This is a genomic window from Pseudochelatococcus lubricantis, from assembly GCF_011762225.1.
In the GTDB taxonomy this organism is placed as follows: Bacteria; Pseudomonadota; Alphaproteobacteria; order Rhizobiales; family Beijerinckiaceae; genus Pseudochelatococcus; species Pseudochelatococcus lubricantis.
In genome coordinates this window covers 68,620-86,557 of record NZ_JAASQI010000006.1, presented here as the reverse complement: position 1 = coordinate 86,557, position 17,938 = coordinate 68,620, and the positions used below count along the sequence as shown (strand labels likewise).

18 protein-coding genes are annotated in these 17,938 nt (G+C 63.2%); 4 read left to right on the top strand and 14 right to left on the bottom strand.

What is annotated here, in order from left to right:
- The first annotated feature begins 256 nt into the window (after window positions 1-256).
- Window positions 257-805 (top strand): winged helix DNA-binding protein, encoded by a 549-nt coding sequence (locus FHS82_RS13215; protein WP_166953591.1) that lies wholly within the window; start codon window positions 257-259, stop codon window positions 803-805.
- A 58-nt stretch (window positions 806-863) separates the two neighbouring features.
- Here FHS82_RS13215 and FHS82_RS13210 read toward each other — a convergent pair whose 3' ends face one another.
- On the bottom strand, window positions 864-1,787 hold the full coding sequence (locus tag FHS82_RS13210) for a DMT family transporter (protein WP_166953588.1): 924 nt from the start codon (window positions 1,785-1,787) through the stop codon (window positions 864-866).
- A gap of 98 nt (window positions 1,788-1,885) precedes the next feature.
- On the opposite strand from FHS82_RS13210, the gene FHS82_RS13205 reads away from it, so the two are divergent.
- Window positions 1,886-2,752, top strand: a complete 867-nt coding sequence (locus tag FHS82_RS13205) for a LysR family transcriptional regulator (protein WP_166953585.1) — start codon at window positions 1,886-1,888, stop codon at window positions 2,750-2,752.
- A gap of 185 nt (window positions 2,753-2,937) precedes the next feature.
- On the opposite strand, the gene FHS82_RS13200 is transcribed toward FHS82_RS13205, so the two are convergent.
- From FHS82_RS13200 to FHS82_RS13145, 12 genes are all read right to left on the bottom strand, one after another.
- Window positions 2,938-4,554 carry an ABC transporter ATP-binding protein gene (locus FHS82_RS13200; protein ID WP_166953583.1) on the bottom strand — a complete coding sequence of 539 codons (1,617 nt, stop codon included), beginning with the start codon at window positions 4,552-4,554 and terminating at the stop codon, window positions 2,938-2,940.
- Window positions 4,555-4,634: 80 nt separating this feature from the next.
- Entirely contained in the window at window positions 4,635-4,853 is a 219-nt protein-coding gene (locus tag FHS82_RS13195) for a hypothetical protein (protein ID WP_166953581.1), read from the bottom strand.
- The gene (locus tag FHS82_RS13190; RefSeq protein WP_166953578.1) at window positions 4,850-5,191 is read right to left on the bottom strand and encodes a cupin domain-containing protein; all 342 of its coding nucleotides are present in this window, start codon (window positions 5,189-5,191) and stop codon (window positions 4,850-4,852) included. Before FHS82_RS13190 ends, FHS82_RS13195 begins: the two co-directional genes overlap by 4 nt.
- A 53-nt stretch (window positions 5,192-5,244) precedes the next feature.
- Window positions 5,245-6,570 (bottom strand): FAD-dependent oxidoreductase, encoded by a 1,326-nt coding sequence (locus FHS82_RS13185; RefSeq protein WP_166953575.1) that lies wholly within the window; start codon window positions 6,568-6,570, stop codon window positions 5,245-5,247.
- 5 nt (window positions 6,571-6,575) lie between these two features.
- On the bottom strand, window positions 6,576-7,463 hold the full coding sequence (locus FHS82_RS13180; protein WP_166953573.1) for an ABC transporter permease: 888 nt from the start codon (window positions 7,461-7,463) through the stop codon (window positions 6,576-6,578).
- An 11-nt stretch (window positions 7,464-7,474) separates the two neighbouring features.
- Window positions 7,475-8,425 (bottom strand): ABC transporter permease, encoded by a 951-nt coding sequence (locus FHS82_RS13175; protein ID WP_166953571.1) that lies wholly within the window; start codon window positions 8,423-8,425, stop codon window positions 7,475-7,477.
- 114 nt (window positions 8,426-8,539) lie between these two features.
- Window positions 8,540-10,195: a peptide ABC transporter substrate-binding protein gene (locus FHS82_RS13170; protein ID WP_166953570.1), complete on the bottom strand. Its 1,656-nt coding sequence runs from the start codon at window positions 10,193-10,195 to the stop codon at window positions 8,540-8,542.
- Window positions 10,196-10,296: 101 nt separating this feature from the next.
- On the bottom strand, window positions 10,297-11,628 hold the full coding sequence (locus FHS82_RS13165) for an NAD(P)/FAD-dependent oxidoreductase (protein ID WP_166953568.1): 1,332 nt from the start codon (window positions 11,626-11,628) through the stop codon (window positions 10,297-10,299).
- A 1-nt stretch (window position 11,629) separates the two neighbouring features.
- Window positions 11,630-12,340 (bottom strand): SDR family NAD(P)-dependent oxidoreductase, encoded by a 711-nt coding sequence (locus tag FHS82_RS13160; protein ID WP_166953566.1) that lies wholly within the window; start codon window positions 12,338-12,340, stop codon window positions 11,630-11,632.
- A 2-nt stretch (window positions 12,341-12,342) separates the two neighbouring features.
- Entirely contained in the window at window positions 12,343-12,846 is a 504-nt protein-coding gene (locus FHS82_RS13155) for a MarR family transcriptional regulator (protein ID WP_166953564.1), read from the bottom strand.
- 336 nt (window positions 12,847-13,182) lie between these two features.
- Window positions 13,183-14,607: an FAD/NAD(P)-dependent oxidoreductase gene (locus tag FHS82_RS13150; protein ID WP_246225340.1), complete on the bottom strand. Its 1,425-nt coding sequence runs from the start codon at window positions 14,605-14,607 to the stop codon at window positions 13,183-13,185.
- Complete coding sequence (locus tag FHS82_RS13145; protein ID WP_166953562.1) at window positions 14,607-14,936, bottom strand: (2Fe-2S)-binding protein; 330 nt, start codon at window positions 14,934-14,936, stop codon at window positions 14,607-14,609. The genes FHS82_RS13150 and FHS82_RS13145 overlap by 1 nt, the downstream gene beginning before the upstream one ends.
- Before the next feature lie 258 nt (window positions 14,937-15,194).
- Between FHS82_RS13145 and FHS82_RS13140 the strand changes: the two genes are divergently transcribed.
- The gene (locus FHS82_RS13140) at window positions 15,195-15,551 is read left to right on the top strand and encodes a RidA family protein (protein ID WP_166953560.1); all 357 of its coding nucleotides are present in this window, start codon (window positions 15,195-15,197) and stop codon (window positions 15,549-15,551) included.
- 169 nt (window positions 15,552-15,720) lie between these two features.
- On the opposite strand, the gene FHS82_RS13135 is transcribed toward FHS82_RS13140, so the two are convergent.
- Window positions 15,721-16,827: an NAD(P)/FAD-dependent oxidoreductase gene (locus FHS82_RS13135; protein ID WP_166953558.1), complete on the bottom strand. Its 1,107-nt coding sequence runs from the start codon at window positions 16,825-16,827 to the stop codon at window positions 15,721-15,723.
- Window positions 16,828-16,909: 82 nt separating this feature from the next.
- Here FHS82_RS13135 and FHS82_RS13130 point away from each other — a divergent pair, with 82 nt between their 5' ends.
- Window positions 16,910-17,839, top strand: coding sequence for a LysR substrate-binding domain-containing protein (locus tag FHS82_RS13130; RefSeq protein ID WP_343042574.1), 930 nt, complete (start codon window positions 16,910-16,912; stop codon window positions 17,837-17,839).
- The last annotated feature ends 99 nt before the right edge of the window (window positions 17,840-17,938 follow it).

Sequence of the window (17,938 nt, the reverse complement as noted above, 5' to 3'; positions counted from 1 at the left end):
TTTTGTCAATAAGAAATGGCTGTTCTTGATAGGGGATCGCATCGCGGCATGGACCGATCGCACGGTTTCCTGCACGCTCGCAGGCATGAGTGGTTTCCAGACGCTTGGTTTTTTCAGCCAATCCGGCAAAGGTGAGCGGTGAAACATCGTGCTAGAGACCGCTTCGGGCTTTCATTCTGAACGATAAAATGCAGATACCTTATCAAGCTGCGGAGCGCCCGCCGCACCGGGCCGCGGAACGAGACATAGGACAGGCATGAAAAAGGGAACTGAAACCGTGGCCCCTCAGCAGCACACGCATGACGGCCCCATCGTCTCCTCGGCGCATCTGGCGGCGGGCAGCAAGCTGCCGGAGCTTTCCGAGTTTGAGTTCGGGTTGATCCTGGCCCGCAACGCCTTCGATCGGTGGATCGTGCGCTGCATGGCCGCGGCGGGCCTGCCGGGGCTGACGCCGCTTGAGGTACTGGTCCTGCATTCGGTGAATCACCGCCAGCGGGCAAAGCGGTTTGCGGATATCTGTCTGGTGCTGGGCATCGAGGATTCCCACACGGTGGTCTACGCGCTCAAGAAGCTCGAATCGCAGGGCATGGTTGTCAGGGTACGCCAGGGCAAGGAGAGGCTGATCCTGATCACACAGGCCGGAGAGGATCTCTGCCAACGGTATGGCGAGATCCGAGAACGACTGCTGGTAGACGCAATCTCGACGCTGGGCCTTGATCCCCGGGCGATAAGCGGGGTCGCGTCGACCGTTCGGGTGCTGTCGGGGCACTACGATCAAGCCGCCCGCACGGCAACGACCCTTTGATCCGGCTTCCGCGCCGCGTGTCTTCGCCCTCCGCGGACGCGGGCGCCCGGACCACCACTCAACGGTGCGCGGGCGCCGGCGTCAGGCGCCCGCTTGCCAGCAGGACACCGAAGATCGCCACGGCCACACCGGCCATCTGCGACAGATCCGGCATCCGCCCGAACAGCGCCGCAGTGACGAGGGCGGCGACCGGAACCAGATTGAACAGCACCGACGTCGCGCCCGGGCCGCGCACCGCAATGCCCACCTGCCAGAACAGATAGGCAAGGACCGAGCCTATCAGCGCCATCCACAGCGTCGCTCCCCACGCCGTGCCGGAGGCGGCGGCCGCCGCACCGACAGGCGCCTCAAACGAGAACGCGGCCGCCAGCAGGGCCAGTGCGCCGAACAGCATGGTCCAGGCCGAGGTTTCCAGCGGGCTGGCCTCCTTCACCCAGCGGCGGCAGCCGATGGTGTAGAGCGCCCAGGCGAAGCTACCGATCAGAATCAACAGATCGCCGGCGGCAAAACGCGCGCCCGAAAACGCCCCGACGGTCAGCGCCACACCCAGCAGGCTGACCGCCATGCCCACCAGGGCGAGGACGCCCGGAAAGCGCCGGCCGATCAGCGCATCGAGCAGGTTCGTCGTCAGCGGACTCGTGCCCATGATCAGCGCTGCGGTGACCGGGCTGGAACTGCGCATACCCAGGAACAACGCGGCGTTGAACCCGGCCACTCCGACGACACCCAGCAGCATGAAAGCCGGAGCATTGCGCCGCAGAGCCCGCAGGCCGGAGCCCTGGGTGACCCAGAGCCACAACAGGATCGTGGCAGCGGCAAAGATGAAGCGCCCCGAAGCCGCCGTCCAGGGCGGCACCTCGAGCAGGGCGATGCGCGTGGCTTCGAAATTCGTGCCCCAGAAGATTGCGGCAAGCGCACTGAGCAGAAAAGCCGCCCCCTCGGAGCGGGGCATGGCGGCGCGCGCGGTTTCGGTAACGGACATGGAACATCTCCGGTTGGCGGGATAAGGCGTTGTCGCATTCCGGAACGCACAATGGTATCGCATCTATCTGCAGACTGTTTTCCGATATCGGAAAGATGATGGATCGGCTGAACTGGGATGATATCCGCCTGTTTCTGACGCTGGCGCGCGAAGGCACGCTATCGGGCGCGGCCCGTAGCCTGGGGATCGGGATCGCGACGATTTCGCGCCGCATCGAGCGGATCGAGCAGGCGCTCGGCTTGCCGCTGTTCCTGCGCCATCAACAGGGTTATGACCTGACCGATCAGGGCGCGGCGCTGCTACCCCGGGCAGAGGCTATGGAACTGGCCGCGCAGGGCATGCGGCAGGAGGCTGAGGCACAGGTGGAAGTGCGCGGACTGGTTCGTCTTGCCAGCTTCGAAAGCCTGATCGCGCCTTTCGTCGTGCCCGCACTCGCTTCCCTGCTGGCGGACAATCCAGGGCTCGATGTCGAGGTGCTTTATTCGGCCTCCACCGTGAACCTGCATCGCCACGATGCCGATCTGGCTCTTCGCATGGTCGCGCCCGAGCGCGGCAATCTGGTGGCGAGGCGTCTGACGGCCATGGGATTCGCGCTTTACGGCCCGCCCGACGGGACGCCGCCTTCCCGACACGTGACTTGGCCCGACATGGTGAGCCTGGGCACGCCGCTGGCGTGGTCGAGGGCTTTCGGCGCGGAGGAAAACGGGCGCTTTGCCGTCAATACGCTGACCGCCCAGGTGGCGGCGGTACGGGCCGGAATCGGTGTCGCGGTGCTGCCGTACTTTCTGGCGCGCAATGCCGGGCTCCGGCTATTGAGCGAGACCCTGCCGGACGGGGGCGCGATGACACGGCCGGTGCTGCTGGTCATGCATGCGGATCTGGCGGGCTCGCGGCGCGTGCGCACCGTTGCCGATGCCATCGCGCGTGAACTCGTCGCTCGCCGGCAGGAACTGGAACAGCCCTGAGACGTAGCGGCGTCGCCGTCCGCCCTGCGACATGGATCGCGGAACCGAGAAGCGCGTCTCCCGCGGCTGTCCGTAGGGGAGCGCTTTCATGGCCGTTTGTTCCATTTCATGAGCCATCCGACGGCCGGCGGAGGTTTGGGTTCTGCCGGTCATGGGTGCAAGAACGCGAGAAGGTTATGCCTGCGTCAATGCGTCCCCGGAATAGCTGCGACCAGATTGCGGGTGTAACCCTGTTGGGGAGTCCCGAAGATGACGTTCGGCGCACCGGACTCGACGACGACACCCCGATGCATGACCAGGATGTCATCGCAAATCTGGCTGGCCACGCGCAGGTCGTGCGTGATGAAGATGATCGCCAGATTGCGTTCGCGCTGGACGCGCTGCAACAGCTCTAGGATCTGGGCCTGAATGGACACGTCGAGCGCGGACACCGCTTCGTCGGCAATCAGGATTTCGGGGTCCATCATGAGCGCGCGGGCGATCCCCACCCTCTGCCGCTGGCCGCCGGAGAATTCATGCGGAAAACGCTCCATCGCGCCGGGATCGAGGCCAACCAGTTCAAGCGTCTCATAGGCCCGCGCCCGCACCTCCCGGGCGTTCCGGCCGTGGGCGACGGGTCCCGCGGTCAGTGACATGCCGATCGTGTGGCGGGGATTGAGCGAGGCGAAGGGGTCCTGGAACACCATCTGGATGCGGGGCCGCAAAGGGCGGAACTCTTTCTCGGAAAGGGCGGCGATATCGCGGTTCTCAAAGAGGATGCTGCCGGAATCGAGAGTCGTCAGCTTCATGAGCACCCGCCCAAGGGAACTCTTGCCCGAGCCGCTTTCGCCGACGACGCCCAGCGTTTGTCCCCGACGCAGGGTGAAGCTGACATCCTGCAAGGCGACGACGATCCGCTTGTGGCTGAACGTCCCCGAACCGAGCCGATAGGTCTTGCGCAGGTCCGCGACTTCAAGCACGACATCCGTCTCCGGGGCCGCTGTCCTGTCGCCCTTGCGCATATGCGGAACGGCGGCGATCAGGCGTTTGGTGTAGGGATGCCGGGGATTGAGAAGCACGTCCTTCGCGCCCCCCTGTTCCACGAGATCGCCCTTCTCCATCACGATGACGCTGTCCGCGATTTCGGAAACCACCCCGAAATCATGCGTGATGAACATGACGCTCATGCCCTTGCGCCTCTGGATCCTGCGGATGAGATCGAGAATCTGCGCCTGCGTGGTCACGTCCAGCGCCGTGGTCGGCTCGTCCGCGATCAGCACGTCTGGATCGAGAGCCAAAGCCATGGCGATCATGACACGCTGGCGTTGCCCGCCGGAAAGACGGAAAGGATACTGGTGCTGGATCACCGCCGGATCGGGCAGGCCGACCTCACCGAGAAGCTCGACGATCTTCGCGGCGCGGCGCTCGCGGTCGCCGAAATCGTGAGCGACGAGAACCTCCTCGATCTGATCGCGGATCGTCATCAGGGGGTTGAGCGATGACAGCGGGTCCTGAAAGATGATGGAAACCGACTTGCCGCGCAGCAGGCGGCGCTGACTTTCCGGGACCTTCAGAAGATCGACGCCTCGAAAAGCGATCGATCCACTTTCTATCGTCATCGTCGACGGCAGCAATCCCATGATTGTGTTGGCCGTCACCGATTTGCCCGAGCCGGACTCGCCGATGATGCAGAGAATTTCGCCGGCTTTCAATTCGAACGATATGTCATGGACGGCATATCGCCGGTCCAGCCCCTTGGGCAGGCGGACGCTCAGGTTGCGCACTGACAGAATCGCCTGTCCGCTCTTGTCGTTTCCCGTCATGTCAACAGTGCTCCGCAACGTGGCTGTTCTCCGCTGGCGGAAGGCCGCCGAACGCATCGGCGGCCTTCGGCAATCATGATTCAGGCGTCAGCCCTGAATGTAGACGGCGTGGGTTTCGGTGAACCCGTAAAGACCATGCTTGCCGTCCACGCGGTCTGCATGCCGGTGCCGATCTCCGCCGCGTCGACGAAGTTGCGATAGTCAACAGGTGGGGCGGAAAACGTCGCCGATTGCGAACGTGTGAACGCCATTTCCCCGGTCTCCTCCCGCTTGATCGGAACGCGGACCAGCCGGATCATGGCTTGGGAACCACCGTCGCCACCTTGCGCAGCGGAGAAAGGACCTCAAGCGTGATGGCGACGCCTTTGGCGATGCGCACGATCGAGCCGGTGGAAATCGGCACCGGCTGCGAACCGTCGAGGCTGCACAGCGCCTCGCCCTCGATGACGACAAAGGTCTCGTCCAGGTCACGCGCCGGATAGACATAAAGGCCCGGCTCCGCTTTCCACACGGCGACTTTCGTGCCGTTCTCCACGTCGTCCTCCCAGATCAGGCGGGCATCCGAACCGCTGTCGCGGCCCTCGGCGGGGCGGCTTGGCGCGAAATCGATATCGTCGGCGACATTATAGATGGACATGGTTGAGGTTCCTCTCCTGTGATCGGGCCTTGCGGCGCGGTGGATACTCGTCGTCATGCGTGCGGCGGAAGCGCCGCTCCCGACATCCGGCTCCTGAACCAGTCATGCACGCGGTAATAGCGCAGCGTGAGCGGCGGGCCGTAATTCATGTAGAGCGGTGCCCGGTGCAGAGGCTCCGGCCGCAGGGCCAGGTCGTTCGTCGACGTCCCCAACGCCCATTCACTCAGCACGCCACCCAGCATGCTGCCGGTGGGGACGCCGCGGCCGGAAAGCCCGGTCAGCGCCACCACACCCGGTGCGAGATCGTAGAGACGCGGCACGGTGCGGTACTGCATATCGAGTTCGCCGAACCACAGATAATCCCACTCGACCGGCTCCTCGATCTGCGGGTGAAGCCATTTCAGTCGGTCGCTCAGAACCCGTTTGGTGAACTCAATGTCCGCGCCGCGCCGGCCCATGGGGAACATGGAGGCCACGATCCGCCCCTCGGCGTTGTACTTGTAGACGAAGATATCGCCGCGCCCATCATGCATGGTTGTGTTGCGCGGCAGCACCGACAAACGCGCCGCCGGCGACAGCGGCCGTGTGGCCGCGACAAACACCTTTTGAATCTTGAAGCTCTCGTCCAGCTTCGGCCAGCCGGCGACCGTATAGGCGCCGGTAGCGAAAATCACCTTGTCCGCGGTGACCGAGCCGCCGGCAGTCCTGACCTTCCACCGCCCCCCGGCCGGCTCGCAACCCGCCGCCTCGCAGCGGGTGTAGAGGCGCGCGCCCTCCTGCATGGCCGCGCGGGCGAGTCCGCGCGCATAGCCAAGCGGATTGAGGTGGCCCGCCTCCTCATGCAGCCAGCCGCCGTAGTAGCGCTGCGACCCCGTGACACGGGCGACTTCGTCACGGTCAAGCATGCGGGTGCGCGCACCGACCGCGTTGTAGCTCTGCACCTTCGCCTCGATATCCGCCAGTTGGCCGGGATGCAGAGCGCCCATGACGTAGCCGTTCTGTACCCACTCGCAGTCGATGACGTAGTCGCGGATATAGGCGGAGACCTTGTCGTTGGCGCGGGTCTGGCGGGCGATCAGGCGGCTGGCCCATGGCTCGCCCAGCATCCTGCGCAATTCGTCGAGACTGTAATGCGTGAAGGTGGGCGTGCAATGGCCGGCGTTGCGGCCCGATCCGCCATAACCCACCTCCCGACCTTCCAGGAGCACCACCTCCACGCCGGCTTTCGCCAGCTCCAGCGCCGTGGTGAGGCCGGTGTATCCACCGCCGACGACGCAGACGTCGGCCTTCTCGTCGCCGGACAACGGGCCGGTTTCGGGCGCGGGCGCGGCGGTCGCGTACCACAGCGACGTTTCGAAAGGAGAAAACTTCGGTTGCACCGCATTCACCCCTGATCGGAACGGGCGTCCAGCGCATCGCGCAGGCCGTCACCGATGAAATTGAAACCGGCAACCGCGATCGTGATCGCGACGCCCGGAACGATGGCCAGCCAAGGCGCCGAGGTCAGATACTGCTGCGCGCCATTGAGCATGTTGCCCCAGCTCGGCAGCGGCGGCTGAATGCCGTAGCCCAGAAAGCTGATATAGGCCTCCAGCAGGATAGCGCGCGCGATGGTCAGGGTCGCGGCGACGACGATCGGCCCCATGACGTTGGGCAGGATTTCGCGGAACATGATCCAGCGTCCGCGCAGGCCGAGCATTCTGGCTGCGAGAACGAAATCGCGGTCGCGCAGCGATCGGGTTTCGGCCTCCACGATCCGGGCCACCTCCATCCAGCTCGTCACCGCGATGATGACGGTGATCATCAGCGGGCTCGGCTTGACGAAGGCCGCGAGCGTCAGGAGGAGAAAGATGGACGGAAACGACAGGAAGGCATCGACGATGCGCATCAGCGTCGTGCCGACGAGCCCTCCATAATAGCCCGATACGACACCAACCACCGATCCGATGCAGGTCGAAAGCAGCATGGCGGAAAACCCGACCAGCAGCGAGATGCGCCCGGCGTGGAAAAGCCGCGCGGCGATGTCACGCCCCAGCGGATCAGTGCCGAAAATGTGCGCACCGGTTCCCGGCGGCGCAAAACGTGCGCGCAGGTCGATGTAGAGTTCGTCGAACGGCAGAAGATGCGGACCGGCGACGCAGGCAAACGTCAGGATAGCGATCATCGCCAACCCGACGAGCGCAAGCCGGTTCCTGACGAAGCGCCCGACGACACGGCTTCGCCACCAGCGCGGACGCGCGGCCTGCGGGATTGTTTGCATGACCGTGTTCATGGGATTTCCTCTCAGTCCAGACGAACGCGCGGATCGACAAACGCGACGAGAAGATCGGCAATGAAGTTACCCAGCAGAACCAGAATTGCCGAAAACATCAGTAGTCCCATGACGACCGGATAATCATTGTATCCCAGGCTGTCGAGGAACAGGCGCCCCATGCCCGGCCAGGTGAAGACGGTTTCGGTCACCAGCGCGCCGCCGAGAAGCGCCGGCAATTGTACGCCGGCCAGCGTTATCATCGGCAGCATCGCGTTACCCAGCACATGCTTCAGCAACACACGGCGCGGCGACAAGCCCTTGGCCCTGGCCGTGCGGATGAAATCCTGATTGACGACCTCCAGCGTGGCGCTGCGCATGTAGCGGCTCCAGACCGCGACGTTCACCAACGCCAGCACGACACTCGGCAGGATGAGATGCCGGACGTAATCCAGGAACGATCCGTCGCCGACCGTGAACATGTTGCCCGCTGGCAGCCACTGCAGTTTTAGCGAGAATACGTAGATCGCCACCAGGCCGAACCAGAACGTGGGTATCGACAGGGAGACCATGGCGACGATCGTCCCCACATAGTCGAAAGCCGAGCCGCGCCGGATGGCGGTATGGACGCCGAGCCAGGTGCCGATCAGGATAGACAGCAGCGTCGATCCACCCATGAGCAGGATGGTGGCCCACAGATGACCGGCGATGATTTCAAGAACCGGCCGCCCGTCGCGATAGGAATGCCCCCAGTCTCCTTGCACGAGCCGCCACAGCCAGTCGAGATACTGCACCGGCAGGGGCCTGTTCAGACCCATCTGCTCGGCGATGCGGTCCAGCGCCTCCTTGGTCATTCCCGGCGTCAGCGTGTACTGAGACAGAGGGCCGCCGGGTGCGAGGTTGAGAACCGAAAAGCCGATAACGGACACGATCAGCAGCAGAATAACGCTCTGCCACAGTCGCCGTAAAGTATATCCAAGCATGGGATCTCCGCCTAAAGCGAGCAAACCGGCGCAGGACAGTGTGACACGAATGTCCCGGGCGGCTTTTGACGCCGCCCCGCCATTCAGGCACACGGCACGGCGCCAGAAGGCAGCTTATTTGCGACGCCAGTCGCGGATGTTCCACGTATCAATACGATTATTGATGTTGCCCTTGAAGCCGTCGACATCGGCCTTGCGGCCGCGCACCTGCATATACTGGAACATCGGCAGCATCGGGAGATCCTTGCGGACAAGCTCCTGCACCTTTTTGTAGATCGGCAGACGCTCTTCGGGAACGAAAAGCGCCCCACCCTGCTCCATCAGCGCATCGACTTCGGCGTTGGCGTAGACCCAGGTATTCTGGCCCGTCCCGCCCTTGGCCGGGGAAGCCGTGGACTTGAAGAAATCCGACGGATCAGGATCGGGGCCAATCAGCGGCGTAAGGCCAACCATGACCGAGTCGAACTGCGACATCATCCAGTAATCGCCCCACATCACAGCCGGCGGCAGGTTCGAAATGGTCATTTCGACACCGATGTCGCGGAACGATTGCTGGACGAATTGCTGGGCCTGCTCGCGCAGATTGTTGCCGGCCGTCGTGGAGTTCTTGAAGGACAGGCGCACGCCGTCTTTTTCACGAATGCCGTCGGCTCCCGGTTTCCAGCCGGCCTTATCAAGGATCGCCTTGGCCTTATCGATGTTGTACTCATGCTTGGGCAAGTCGGGATTGTAGTAATATGACTCCTTCGGCATGTAGGATTCGGTCGGCGTCGGCACGCCATAATAAATGGCGTCGATGATCGCCTGCTTGTCCAGCGCGTGATAGAGCGCCTCGCGCACCGCCGGATCCTTGAAATAGGGGCGTTCCATATTGAGGCTGATCGATTCGATCGTCGCGACGCCGGTCAGTTCTATGATCCGTCCCGGCAGGCTCTTGGCTTCCTCGTAATGATCGGCCGTGATCCATTGCACGCCCACCAGATCCACGTCGCCGGTCTTGAACTGCGTGTAAAGAACCGTCAGATCGGGAATGTATTTGATGACGACCTGCTGGATATGCGGACCCTCGCCGAAATAATCCGGGTTGGCCTCCAGTTCGATATGGTCGCCGGCGACACGCTTCTTCCACTTGAACGCGCCCGTTCCGATCGGCGCGTTGTTGAACGGCGCGCTGTTCTTGTCGACAACGCCGTCGAATGCGTGCTTCGGCACGATGAAGGTCGATGCGAGAAACGCGGCGTAAGGCGCGAACGGCTTCTCCATGCGCCACGTCAACTCGGTCGGTGACACGACGGTCAGATCGCGGACCAACTCATGCCCGGTGCGTCGCCAGCTCCTGAAATCAGGATCTGTCAGAAGTTCGAGCGTGAACTTGACGTCCTCGGCGGTGAAAGGTTTTCCGTCATGCCATTTCACGTCGTCGCGCAGCTTGATCTTCCAGTTGAGGCCGTCGGCGGAAATGCCGCCATTGGCGACGGTAGGAACCTCGGCAGCCAATAATGGAAAGTAATTGCCCTCAGGATCGACGTCGAAGAGAGGATCGAATACCGCGTAATGAACACCCTCGTCGCACTCGACATGCAGCAGGTGCGGGTTGAAGACGGTCGGCTCCTGCGAGAAGCCGATGATAATCTGCCCCTTGGGGGCCTCTTTCGCCAAAGCCTCGCCACGGAAGAAGCCGGGCACGGCGATCGTGGTCAGTCCCGTCGCACCGAGCATCAGCAGAGTCTGGCGACGATTCAGCAGGAAACCATCTTGCTTGTCAGTCATCATATTCCCCTTTTTTCAACGTTTTTGGTTCGCATTTAATGCTTTTACTGTTCCGCATTCGCGGCCGGCGGGCATGCAACACGCGCCCGCCTCGTGAAACATCAGAATCCGCTGATCAGCCTGATCTTGGACCCGTCGGAGAACCGGCTGAAGCGGAAGTCCGCAGGATCGACGATCGGCGTCTTTCCAAGCACAAGATCGGCCATCAGACGGCCAGCCGCGGGGCCAATGCCAAAGCCGTGGCCGGAAAAACCCGTGGCGACGAAGAGGCCCGGTATCTGCTCTAGCGGCGAAATGACGGGCACCGCATCGGGCGTGACGTCGATGTAGCCGGCCCAGCGCTGCGCGATTTCCACGTTTTCTAAGGCGGGGAACGCTTTTTTCACATGGACAAGCGCCGTGTCCGACAGGCGCTTGTCGGGCTGCGGATCCAACACCCGATTATACTCAAACGGGGTCGGCTCATCGAGACCCCAGCGCTTCGGCAGCCGCGCCTCGTCCAGAAAGCGAAATCCCAGCCGCAGATTGAGCGAGCGCCATTCCTTCTTCAGCGCAGGCAGGAAATCGAGCGCATAGCGGAACGAGTTCGGCACGATCGGCACGACGTTTTCGTGGCCCGAAGCGATGGTGTAGCCGCCGTCCAGCCGCTTGCGCATCGCGAAGTGGCGCGACCAGATCGCCTGCTCCGGCCCGCCTTCCGCCGGCGAGGTGCGCAGCACAGAGTTCATGACCTTCAGTTGCGGCAGATTGATATCGTTGTTGCCGAGGAAAAGACCGGACCATGCGCCGCCGGCCAGCACCACCGCCTGGCACTTGATATATCCGCGTTCGGTGACGACGCCGCAGATCTTGCCGCCCGCCGTTTCGACCCCGCGAACGGCGCATTCCGTCATGACATGGGCTCCGCGGTCGCGCGCGGCCTCCGCAATGGCGGGCGCAGCCTTTTGCGGCTCCGCGCGCCCGTCCGCCGCGGTATAAAGCCCGCCCTTGACCGGCAGGTTGGAGCCAGGGAACATCGCCTCGAACTCGTTGCGCGAGATCATCCGCGAGTCGAGCTGATAGCCGCGCAGATTCTCGTTCCAGCGCTCGTGTTGCGCGTATTCCTCATCCGTCGCGCAGGTGAAAATGATCCCGGCACGGCGATAGCCCGTTTCGCGTCCCACACGCTCGTCCATCGTTCGCCATATGCGCAGCGCCTCGGCCATGAGCGGAATTTCGCGCGGGTCGCGGCGCGAGATGCGCACCCAGCCCCAGTTCCGGCTCGACTGCTCGTGACCGATACCGCCCTTTTCGCAAAGGGCGACCCGCGTGCCTCTCTCGGCGAGTTCAAGCGCGGTAGACGCACCGATGATGCCGCCGCCGATGACGACCACATCCACTTCGGCAGGAAGTTCGGCGTCGCCGTGAAATGGAACTACGAAAGGTCCCGGCATTTCAGAACGATTCCTCAAGCTGGCAATTGATCGTAAATTCCGCCACGCTCGCCTCGTTCGGAAGATCGAGCAGCATTTCGATGATCCGCGCGATATCCGCGGGATCGGTCATCCGGTCCTGCGGGAGATCGGTCAGGGCCGCTGACATGTCGGAGGCGACGAAGCCCGGGCAAACGGCGGTCGCGCGCACGCCGCAATCGAACCCGGCGTGGCGCAGGGCGTGGGCCAGCGCCACAGCCGCGAATTTGGAGATGGAATAAAGCCCGGAGCGCGCGCTTTTCACACGCTTGCCCGACAGCGACGCCATGACGATGATGCGCCCGTTTCTGGCGCTCGCCAGCCACGGCCATGCGGCCCTGGCCAGCCGGCGCGGCGCCTTGACATTGATATCAAGCAGTTGCTGCAATTCCTCGTCGGAAGCCTCGATGACGTCCTTGGGATTGGCAACGCCCGCGTTGGCGACGATCGCGTCGATGCGCCCGAAACGCTTCGCCGCGGCGGCGGCCCACGCCTCCTCTGCGTCGGCGTCGAGGGCATTATAGGCGGCCAGATGAATGCGATCCTCCGAGCCGGCCATCCACGCCTGCCGATCGGGATTGCGCATCCCGAGCGACACGCTCCACCCTGCCGAGACCAGCCTTTGCGCGATCGCCGAGCCGATCCCGCGTCCGCCACCAGATATCAGAGCAACGCGCGATTCATTCTTTGGCACGCTCACCTCCAGTTCTCCCGCAGGCGCTCATAGGCGCGCTTCAGAATGTCCATCAGGATTTTCTGTTCATCCTCGGGGATGATCTTGAAAAAATCCTCCGATTGCCGCGTGACGATGCTGCGGACGGTCCGCGCCAGCGCCGCCCCTTTCGGCGTGGTGTAGAGTTCCTGCGCCCGACTGTCCGCAGGCGACATCCTGCGTTCGATCAGGCCCTGCTTCTCGAAATGATCCAGAATGCGACCCATGGCCGAACGGTCCTTCATCGCCAGTTGCGCGATAACGGAGGGCCGGATGCCCGGATGGCTGTCGATAAGCAAAAGGGCGGTTATCTTTCCCTTTCCCTTAGCCACTTCGAGCGTTTTCAGCCTGTCATCAAGGTCTTTTGAAACAGACAAGTCGATGACGCGGATATAGAAACTCAACGTGTTCTCAAGAACATCAATATCGACATGGTCTACATTCGTTGGAGGTGCTGCCTCACCTCTTGAGAGGACGTCATCCGCCACTCAATTCCCCATTTTTATGTCCTGACGAAATCGTCATCCAGCTAATGGAAGGTTATACAAATGATGGACAAATACAACTATTTTCGGTGGATAAATACCACTATTTTCGCCGCTTGCCGTCAAGCAGCGCGCCACCCTGATCACCAGCAATCTTCGAATGGATGGAAATACCGGGGCCAAGCGCCTCACCGACGTTCTGCTCGATCGCGTCGCCCGCCACGTCAACAGGTGTCAGACGAACGGCGGGGGCTAACGTCCCGCTCAAAACCGCGCCCGAGGGGCTGGCTGAATGATCTCGGCCATCCCGTCGTCGCGGGGGCTGATGTCAGCGTGGCATCAATCAGCTTCCATCGAGAGATCGGAGAGCTGCCCCAGCGTCACCGGCTTCAAGGGCGCGCGGATGCGGTAATAGCCGGCCTCCGGCACCGGGACGCCTCTTGCGGCGGCGATGATCTCGCCTGCCGTCAGGCCGCAGCTGCGCCCCTGACAAGGGCCCATGCCGCAGCGGCTGAATATCTTCAACTGGTTTGGCCCTGTGCAACCGGCCGCGACGAAACGACGGATATCGCCCGCCGTCACCTCTTCGCAACGGCAGACGACGGTTTCATCCGGTGGAGCCAAAAAATCCGGGGCAGGCGCATACAAGGCATCGAGAAACGGCCTGATCGCCAGATTCCGGGATAGCTGCCGCCTCGGTGCGCTGGCCATCTCATCCCTGCGGTCGGGCGTGAGACGACCGAGCGACCGTGCCGCGTCCAGCGCCGCGAGCCGGCCCTGGCTCTCCGCCGCCAGCGCACCGCCGATGCCCGCGCCGTCGCCCGCAACCCACAGCCCGTCGAGGGACGACGCTCCCCATTTGTCGGTGACGGGGCGCCAGCAGCGTTGCCCCTCGTCCCATGCGTGAGCGCAATCCAGAGATCGCGTGAGTTGCGTGTTGGGGACCACACCCTGATGCAGCAAGAGCAGATTGCAGGGATCGGTAAGGAGGCGCGAGCCGATGCGGTACTGAAGCCGCCCCACGCGCCCGCTCTCGTCGGGAAGCACCCGCAGGTCCTGCGCGCCGCGCCGGATAGGTACGCCCGCTTTGGCCAACGCCGCGATGAGCGTTACGCCCTTGCGGAGATAGGAAGCCGCGCGCAGGGCGCGCGGGAGATGGCGCAACGCGCGCGCGTGGTTCCCCACCGGCGTCGTTTCAACCACCGCGATGGAGGTGACGCCGGCGTTCAGGTATTGCCAGGCTACCAGAAACAGCAACGGGCCGCTGCCCGCCAGCACGACTGGCCCAACGGGTACGAAACCCGCGCTCTTCATCGCGATCTGCCCCGCGCCCGCCGTCATCACGCCCGGCAGAGTCCAGCCGGGGATCGGCATCGGCCGCTCCATCGCGCCGGTCGCCGCGACGATGGCCGACGCCCGCAGCAGGCGCGACCGGCCGCCTGCCGAAAATCCGATTTCCAGCGAAGGCGTAACCTGCCATACGGCCGCGGACGCATAGTAGTCGCAGGCGGCTCCGCAGGCGCGAAGCGCGGCGACCAGCTCGCGGCCGCGCCGATAATCCGGTCCCAGAAGCGCGACGTCCGCCAACGGCGAAGCGCCGGCGGCCCTGTAGATCTGCCCTCCCGGCTGATGCTGCTCGTCGATCAGGGCAACGCGCAATCCCAGCTCGCAGGCACTCAGCGTTGCCGCCATCCCGGCCGGCCCCGCGCCGATGACGGCAAGATCGTATGGCGCAGCGATCGCCGGCATGGCAGAGGGCGGCATCACGCGCCTCCCCGCGGCTGACCGGCCGGGAGGCGCTCGCCCGCCTGGCTTCTGACGACCATGCCGTCGCGGACGAGCGTCATGCAGGCCTGGCTGTTGGGCTCACCGTCGATATCCATCAGGCATTCGAAACACACACCCATCAGACAATAGGGCGCCCTCGCGCTGCCGCTCACCGGCGTGGTGCGTGTGCTGACAACTCCCGCCGCAAGGACAGCGGCGGCGACGGAGTCACCCTTCAGCGCCTCGATCGGATGGCCGTCGACAGTCAAGACGACCTTCTCGCGATCAGGACCGGGCAACCGGCGGAATACCGGAGTATGCGTCATGATACCCTCAACGATCGGCCGGCCTCTCCGGCACCAGGGCTCGGCCCAAGCGGCGTCAGCAATTGTCTGATGTTGCACAAGGCTAAATATGCATACAAATGCATTCTCATTGCCATCTTATGCTTGGATATTATATAGATACATAATATTTGTGCATGGATAGATGCGATATGGCTATTTGATTTATACCCTCGGATCGGGGACGGTCACGCAGGGCGTTTCACGCTCATTCTTCCAGACAGACGGGAAACATGGATCATGGCGACGCGATACATTCCAACACCAATCATGCACCGGGCGGTGGAGCACGGCGGCCTTGTCTTTCTCGGCGGCATCGTGGCGGACGACAAGAGCCTCGGCATGAAGGGCCAGACAGAACAGATACTCGCGAAGCTCGGCACCTATCTGGCGCAGGCGGGCTCTGACAGGAGCCGCGTGCTGGCGGCGACGATCTACGTGACGGACCTCGGCCTGAAGGACGAGATGAATGAGGCGTGGGTCGCATGGTTCGGCGCGGAAAATCTTCCCGCACGCGCCACGGTAGGCGTGGCCCAACTGGGAAAAGATACCCTGCTCGAAGTCGTCGTCACCGCCTACGTGGACAACGCGCGCTAGAATCCGTCCTGTTTCAACGTAAACAGGACGGATTCCAGGAGTGCGCTCCCGGTAAGGGCATGCCGCTTTCTGAAAAGATCGTGCAGCGGCAAATGGAGAGAACGGTGGCGGTTTTCCATCCACCGTTCCAAGGCCGTTCGCCCGGATAGCCTGTCCGGAGGCCGCATCGTCAGGAGAAGCGGGCGGTGGAAAACGCCCGTGCCTCCTCGTCGATCGCGCCATCCGCCACCCATCGGGACAGTTCCGTTACATGCATCGGCGCGAGCGTCACGCTGCTGTGCGCTGTGAAGAAGAACACGCCGGGCCAGTCCGGCGCTTCCTGATAGACCGGCGCGCCATCCTTGCTGAGCACGCGCAGGGCAACCCACGAGCGGACGATCCGGATGTCGGACAGTTCGGGGATCATCCTGACGGCCCGGTTCGCGAGATGGTGCATGACGGAGAGCGAGGTCGGGGTTTCGTAGGTCTCGCCGCCGCTGTTGTCGCCGACGAGCAGCGTGCCGTCCGGCGTCTGTCTGATCTGGGATATCGGCACGTCGAGAAAGGGCTTCACACGCTCCGTGACGATGATCTGCCCCTGCTGGGGATGCACCACCGGCCCCACGCCGATCTGCCGACCGAGATCGACCAACCCGAGGCCGGCGGCAATGACGACCTTCGGCGCCCACCAGGTTCCCTCCGCCGTTTCCGCGCCATAGACGCCCTTCCCTCTGAGCAGGCGGCGGACGGCCTGGCCCGGCCGGTAGTCTCCGCTGCGCACGGAATAGGCTTCGTGCAAGGCCCTGAACAGCGCCAGCGAGTTGCAGTCCCCGTCGAGCGGGTTATACGAGCCGCCGACCACGGAGGGGCCGATGAAAGGCAGGCGCGCCTTCAGCTCATCCCGCTCCAGCATCACCGTCCGGGCGTCGTGGGGCTGGCCCGGCCTGATGCGGGCGACCATCGCGGCACGCTTGTCGCGTTCCGCATCCGACAGACACAGATGATAACCGCCGGGACGGCGGTATCGGACGTCGATGCCGGTAACATCCCTCAGTTTCGAGGCGAAACCGGGCCATGCGTCCACGGCCTTGCGTGTCCATGACGTATATTCCCGCAGGCCCGCGCCCTTGCTCTGCAACCACACCAGACCGAAATTGCCTCTCGCGGCACGCAATGCCACGTCGCCCTCGTCCAGCAGCACCGTATCGAGGCCGCGTTCACGCAAACCAAAGGCGACAGCGGTACCGATGAGGCCGCCGCCGATGACCACGATATCGCTCGTTCGTCCGTTCGTCATGCTCCAGATCCTGCAACCAGTGCCCAGCATAATGGTTCGTTGACCGCAACCTATAAATCAAATACCAATAACCCTTGCTTTCATGAGGCAATGTTATAGGCGCATGTTCACGCATCGACAGATTGAGATATTCCGTGCGGTCATGACTCACGGCACCGTTTCGGCGGCGGCGGACGCGCTGCACATCTCGCAACCGGCGGCGAGCAGGCTCATCCGCGATCTGGAGCAGCATCTGGGCATGGCGCTGTTCGAGCGCAGCCACGGCCGCGTCAACCCGACGCCGGGCGCCTTCGATCTGCTGGAAGAGGTGAACCGCTTCTTCATCAGTCTCGACCAGGTGGAGAGAACGGCGAAAGATATCGCGCATGGCCGGCGTGTCGGCCTGGTCGTCGCTTCCATGCCCGCCCTTGCCACCACCGTTGTGGCCGACGCCATGCGGATCGTGCTGGAAAGGCACCTGGACCTGTCGATCCGCATCATGTCGGTGACCACGATAAGCGCGCTGCGGATGATCTCCAGCCAGGCGGCGAACATCGGGATCGCGTCCCCTTACCGGGACATTTCCGGCCTGATCGCCATCCGCCAGCTTGCCGTTCCCTACATGTGCATCCTCCCTCACGATCACGAGCTGGCCTCCCGTCCAGCCGTCACGCTGAAGGATCTAGAGCGCTATCCGTTCATCGGCTACTCGAAGGGAACGGCCAGCGCCGAACTCATCGAGCGGCTGGTCCGCGAAAACGGGCTCGATATCCGTTCCCGCATCGATGTGCACCTGTCGCAGATGGTTTCGTCCTTCGTCCTGCGCGATCTGGGCATTGCCATCGTGGACGCCTTCACCGCCCGCGAGCATATCCGCGCCGGCGGGGAGGCCCGGCCGATCGACATCCAGGCCAAGTTCGGCTTCTCCATCGTCATGCGCGAAATGGCGAAGATGACCCGCATCGAACATGAATTCATCTCCGCCGTCGAGACGCTGACGGCGGCGCTAGAGGCTGTTAGTGATCATGGATAGGGTCTGGACGTTGCGACGGAAGCAGGACAGATTCTAAGTCCTATATTTTGCCGTAACTTGCATTCGATTCGACGGATCGACTCGAAGGCAAACTGCTCT

Coding starts and splice junctions, on each gene's coding strand:
- FHS82_RS13215 (WP_166953591.1), top strand. CDS start 257: ATGAAAAAGGGAACTGAAACCGTGGCCCCTCAGCAGCACACGCATGAC.
- FHS82_RS13210 (WP_166953588.1), bottom strand. CDS start 1,787: ATGTCCGTTACCGAAACCGCGCGCGCCGCCATGCCCCGCTCCGAGGGG.
- FHS82_RS13205 (WP_166953585.1), top strand. CDS start 1,886: ATGGATCGGCTGAACTGGGATGATATCCGCCTGTTTCTGACGCTGGCG.
- FHS82_RS13200 (WP_166953583.1), bottom strand. CDS start 4,554: ATGACGGGAAACGACAAGAGCGGACAGGCGATTCTGTCAGTGCGCAAC.
- FHS82_RS13195 (WP_166953581.1), bottom strand. CDS start 4,853: ATGATCCGGCTGGTCCGCGTTCCGATCAAGCGGGAGGAGACCGGGGAA.
- FHS82_RS13190 (WP_166953578.1), bottom strand. CDS start 5,191: ATGTCCATCTATAATGTCGCCGACGATATCGATTTCGCGCCAAGCCGC.
- FHS82_RS13180 (WP_166953573.1), bottom strand. CDS start 7,463: ATGAACACGGTCATGCAAACAATCCCGCAGGCCGCGCGTCCGCGCTGG.
- FHS82_RS13175 (WP_166953571.1), bottom strand. CDS start 8,425: ATGCTTGGATATACTTTACGGCGACTGTGGCAGAGCGTTATTCTGCTG.
- FHS82_RS13170 (WP_166953570.1), bottom strand. CDS start 10,195: ATGACTGACAAGCAAGATGGTTTCCTGCTGAATCGTCGCCAGACTCTG.
- FHS82_RS13165 (WP_166953568.1), bottom strand. CDS start 11,628: ATGCCGGGACCTTTCGTAGTTCCATTTCACGGCGACGCCGAACTTCCT.
- FHS82_RS13150 (WP_246225340.1), bottom strand. CDS start 14,607: ATGCCGCCCTCTGCCATGCCGGCGATCGCTGCGCCATACGATCTTGCC.
- FHS82_RS13145 (WP_166953562.1), bottom strand. CDS start 14,936: ATGACGCATACTCCGGTATTCCGCCGGTTGCCCGGTCCTGATCGCGAG.
- FHS82_RS13140 (WP_166953560.1), top strand. CDS start 15,195: ATGGCGACGCGATACATTCCAACACCAATCATGCACCGGGCGGTGGAG.
- FHS82_RS13135 (WP_166953558.1), bottom strand. CDS start 16,827: ATGACGAACGGACGAACGAGCGATATCGTGGTCATCGGCGGCGGCCTC.
- FHS82_RS13130 (WP_343042574.1), top strand. CDS start 16,910: ATGAGGCAATGTTATAGGCGCATGTTCACGCATCGACAGATTGAGATA.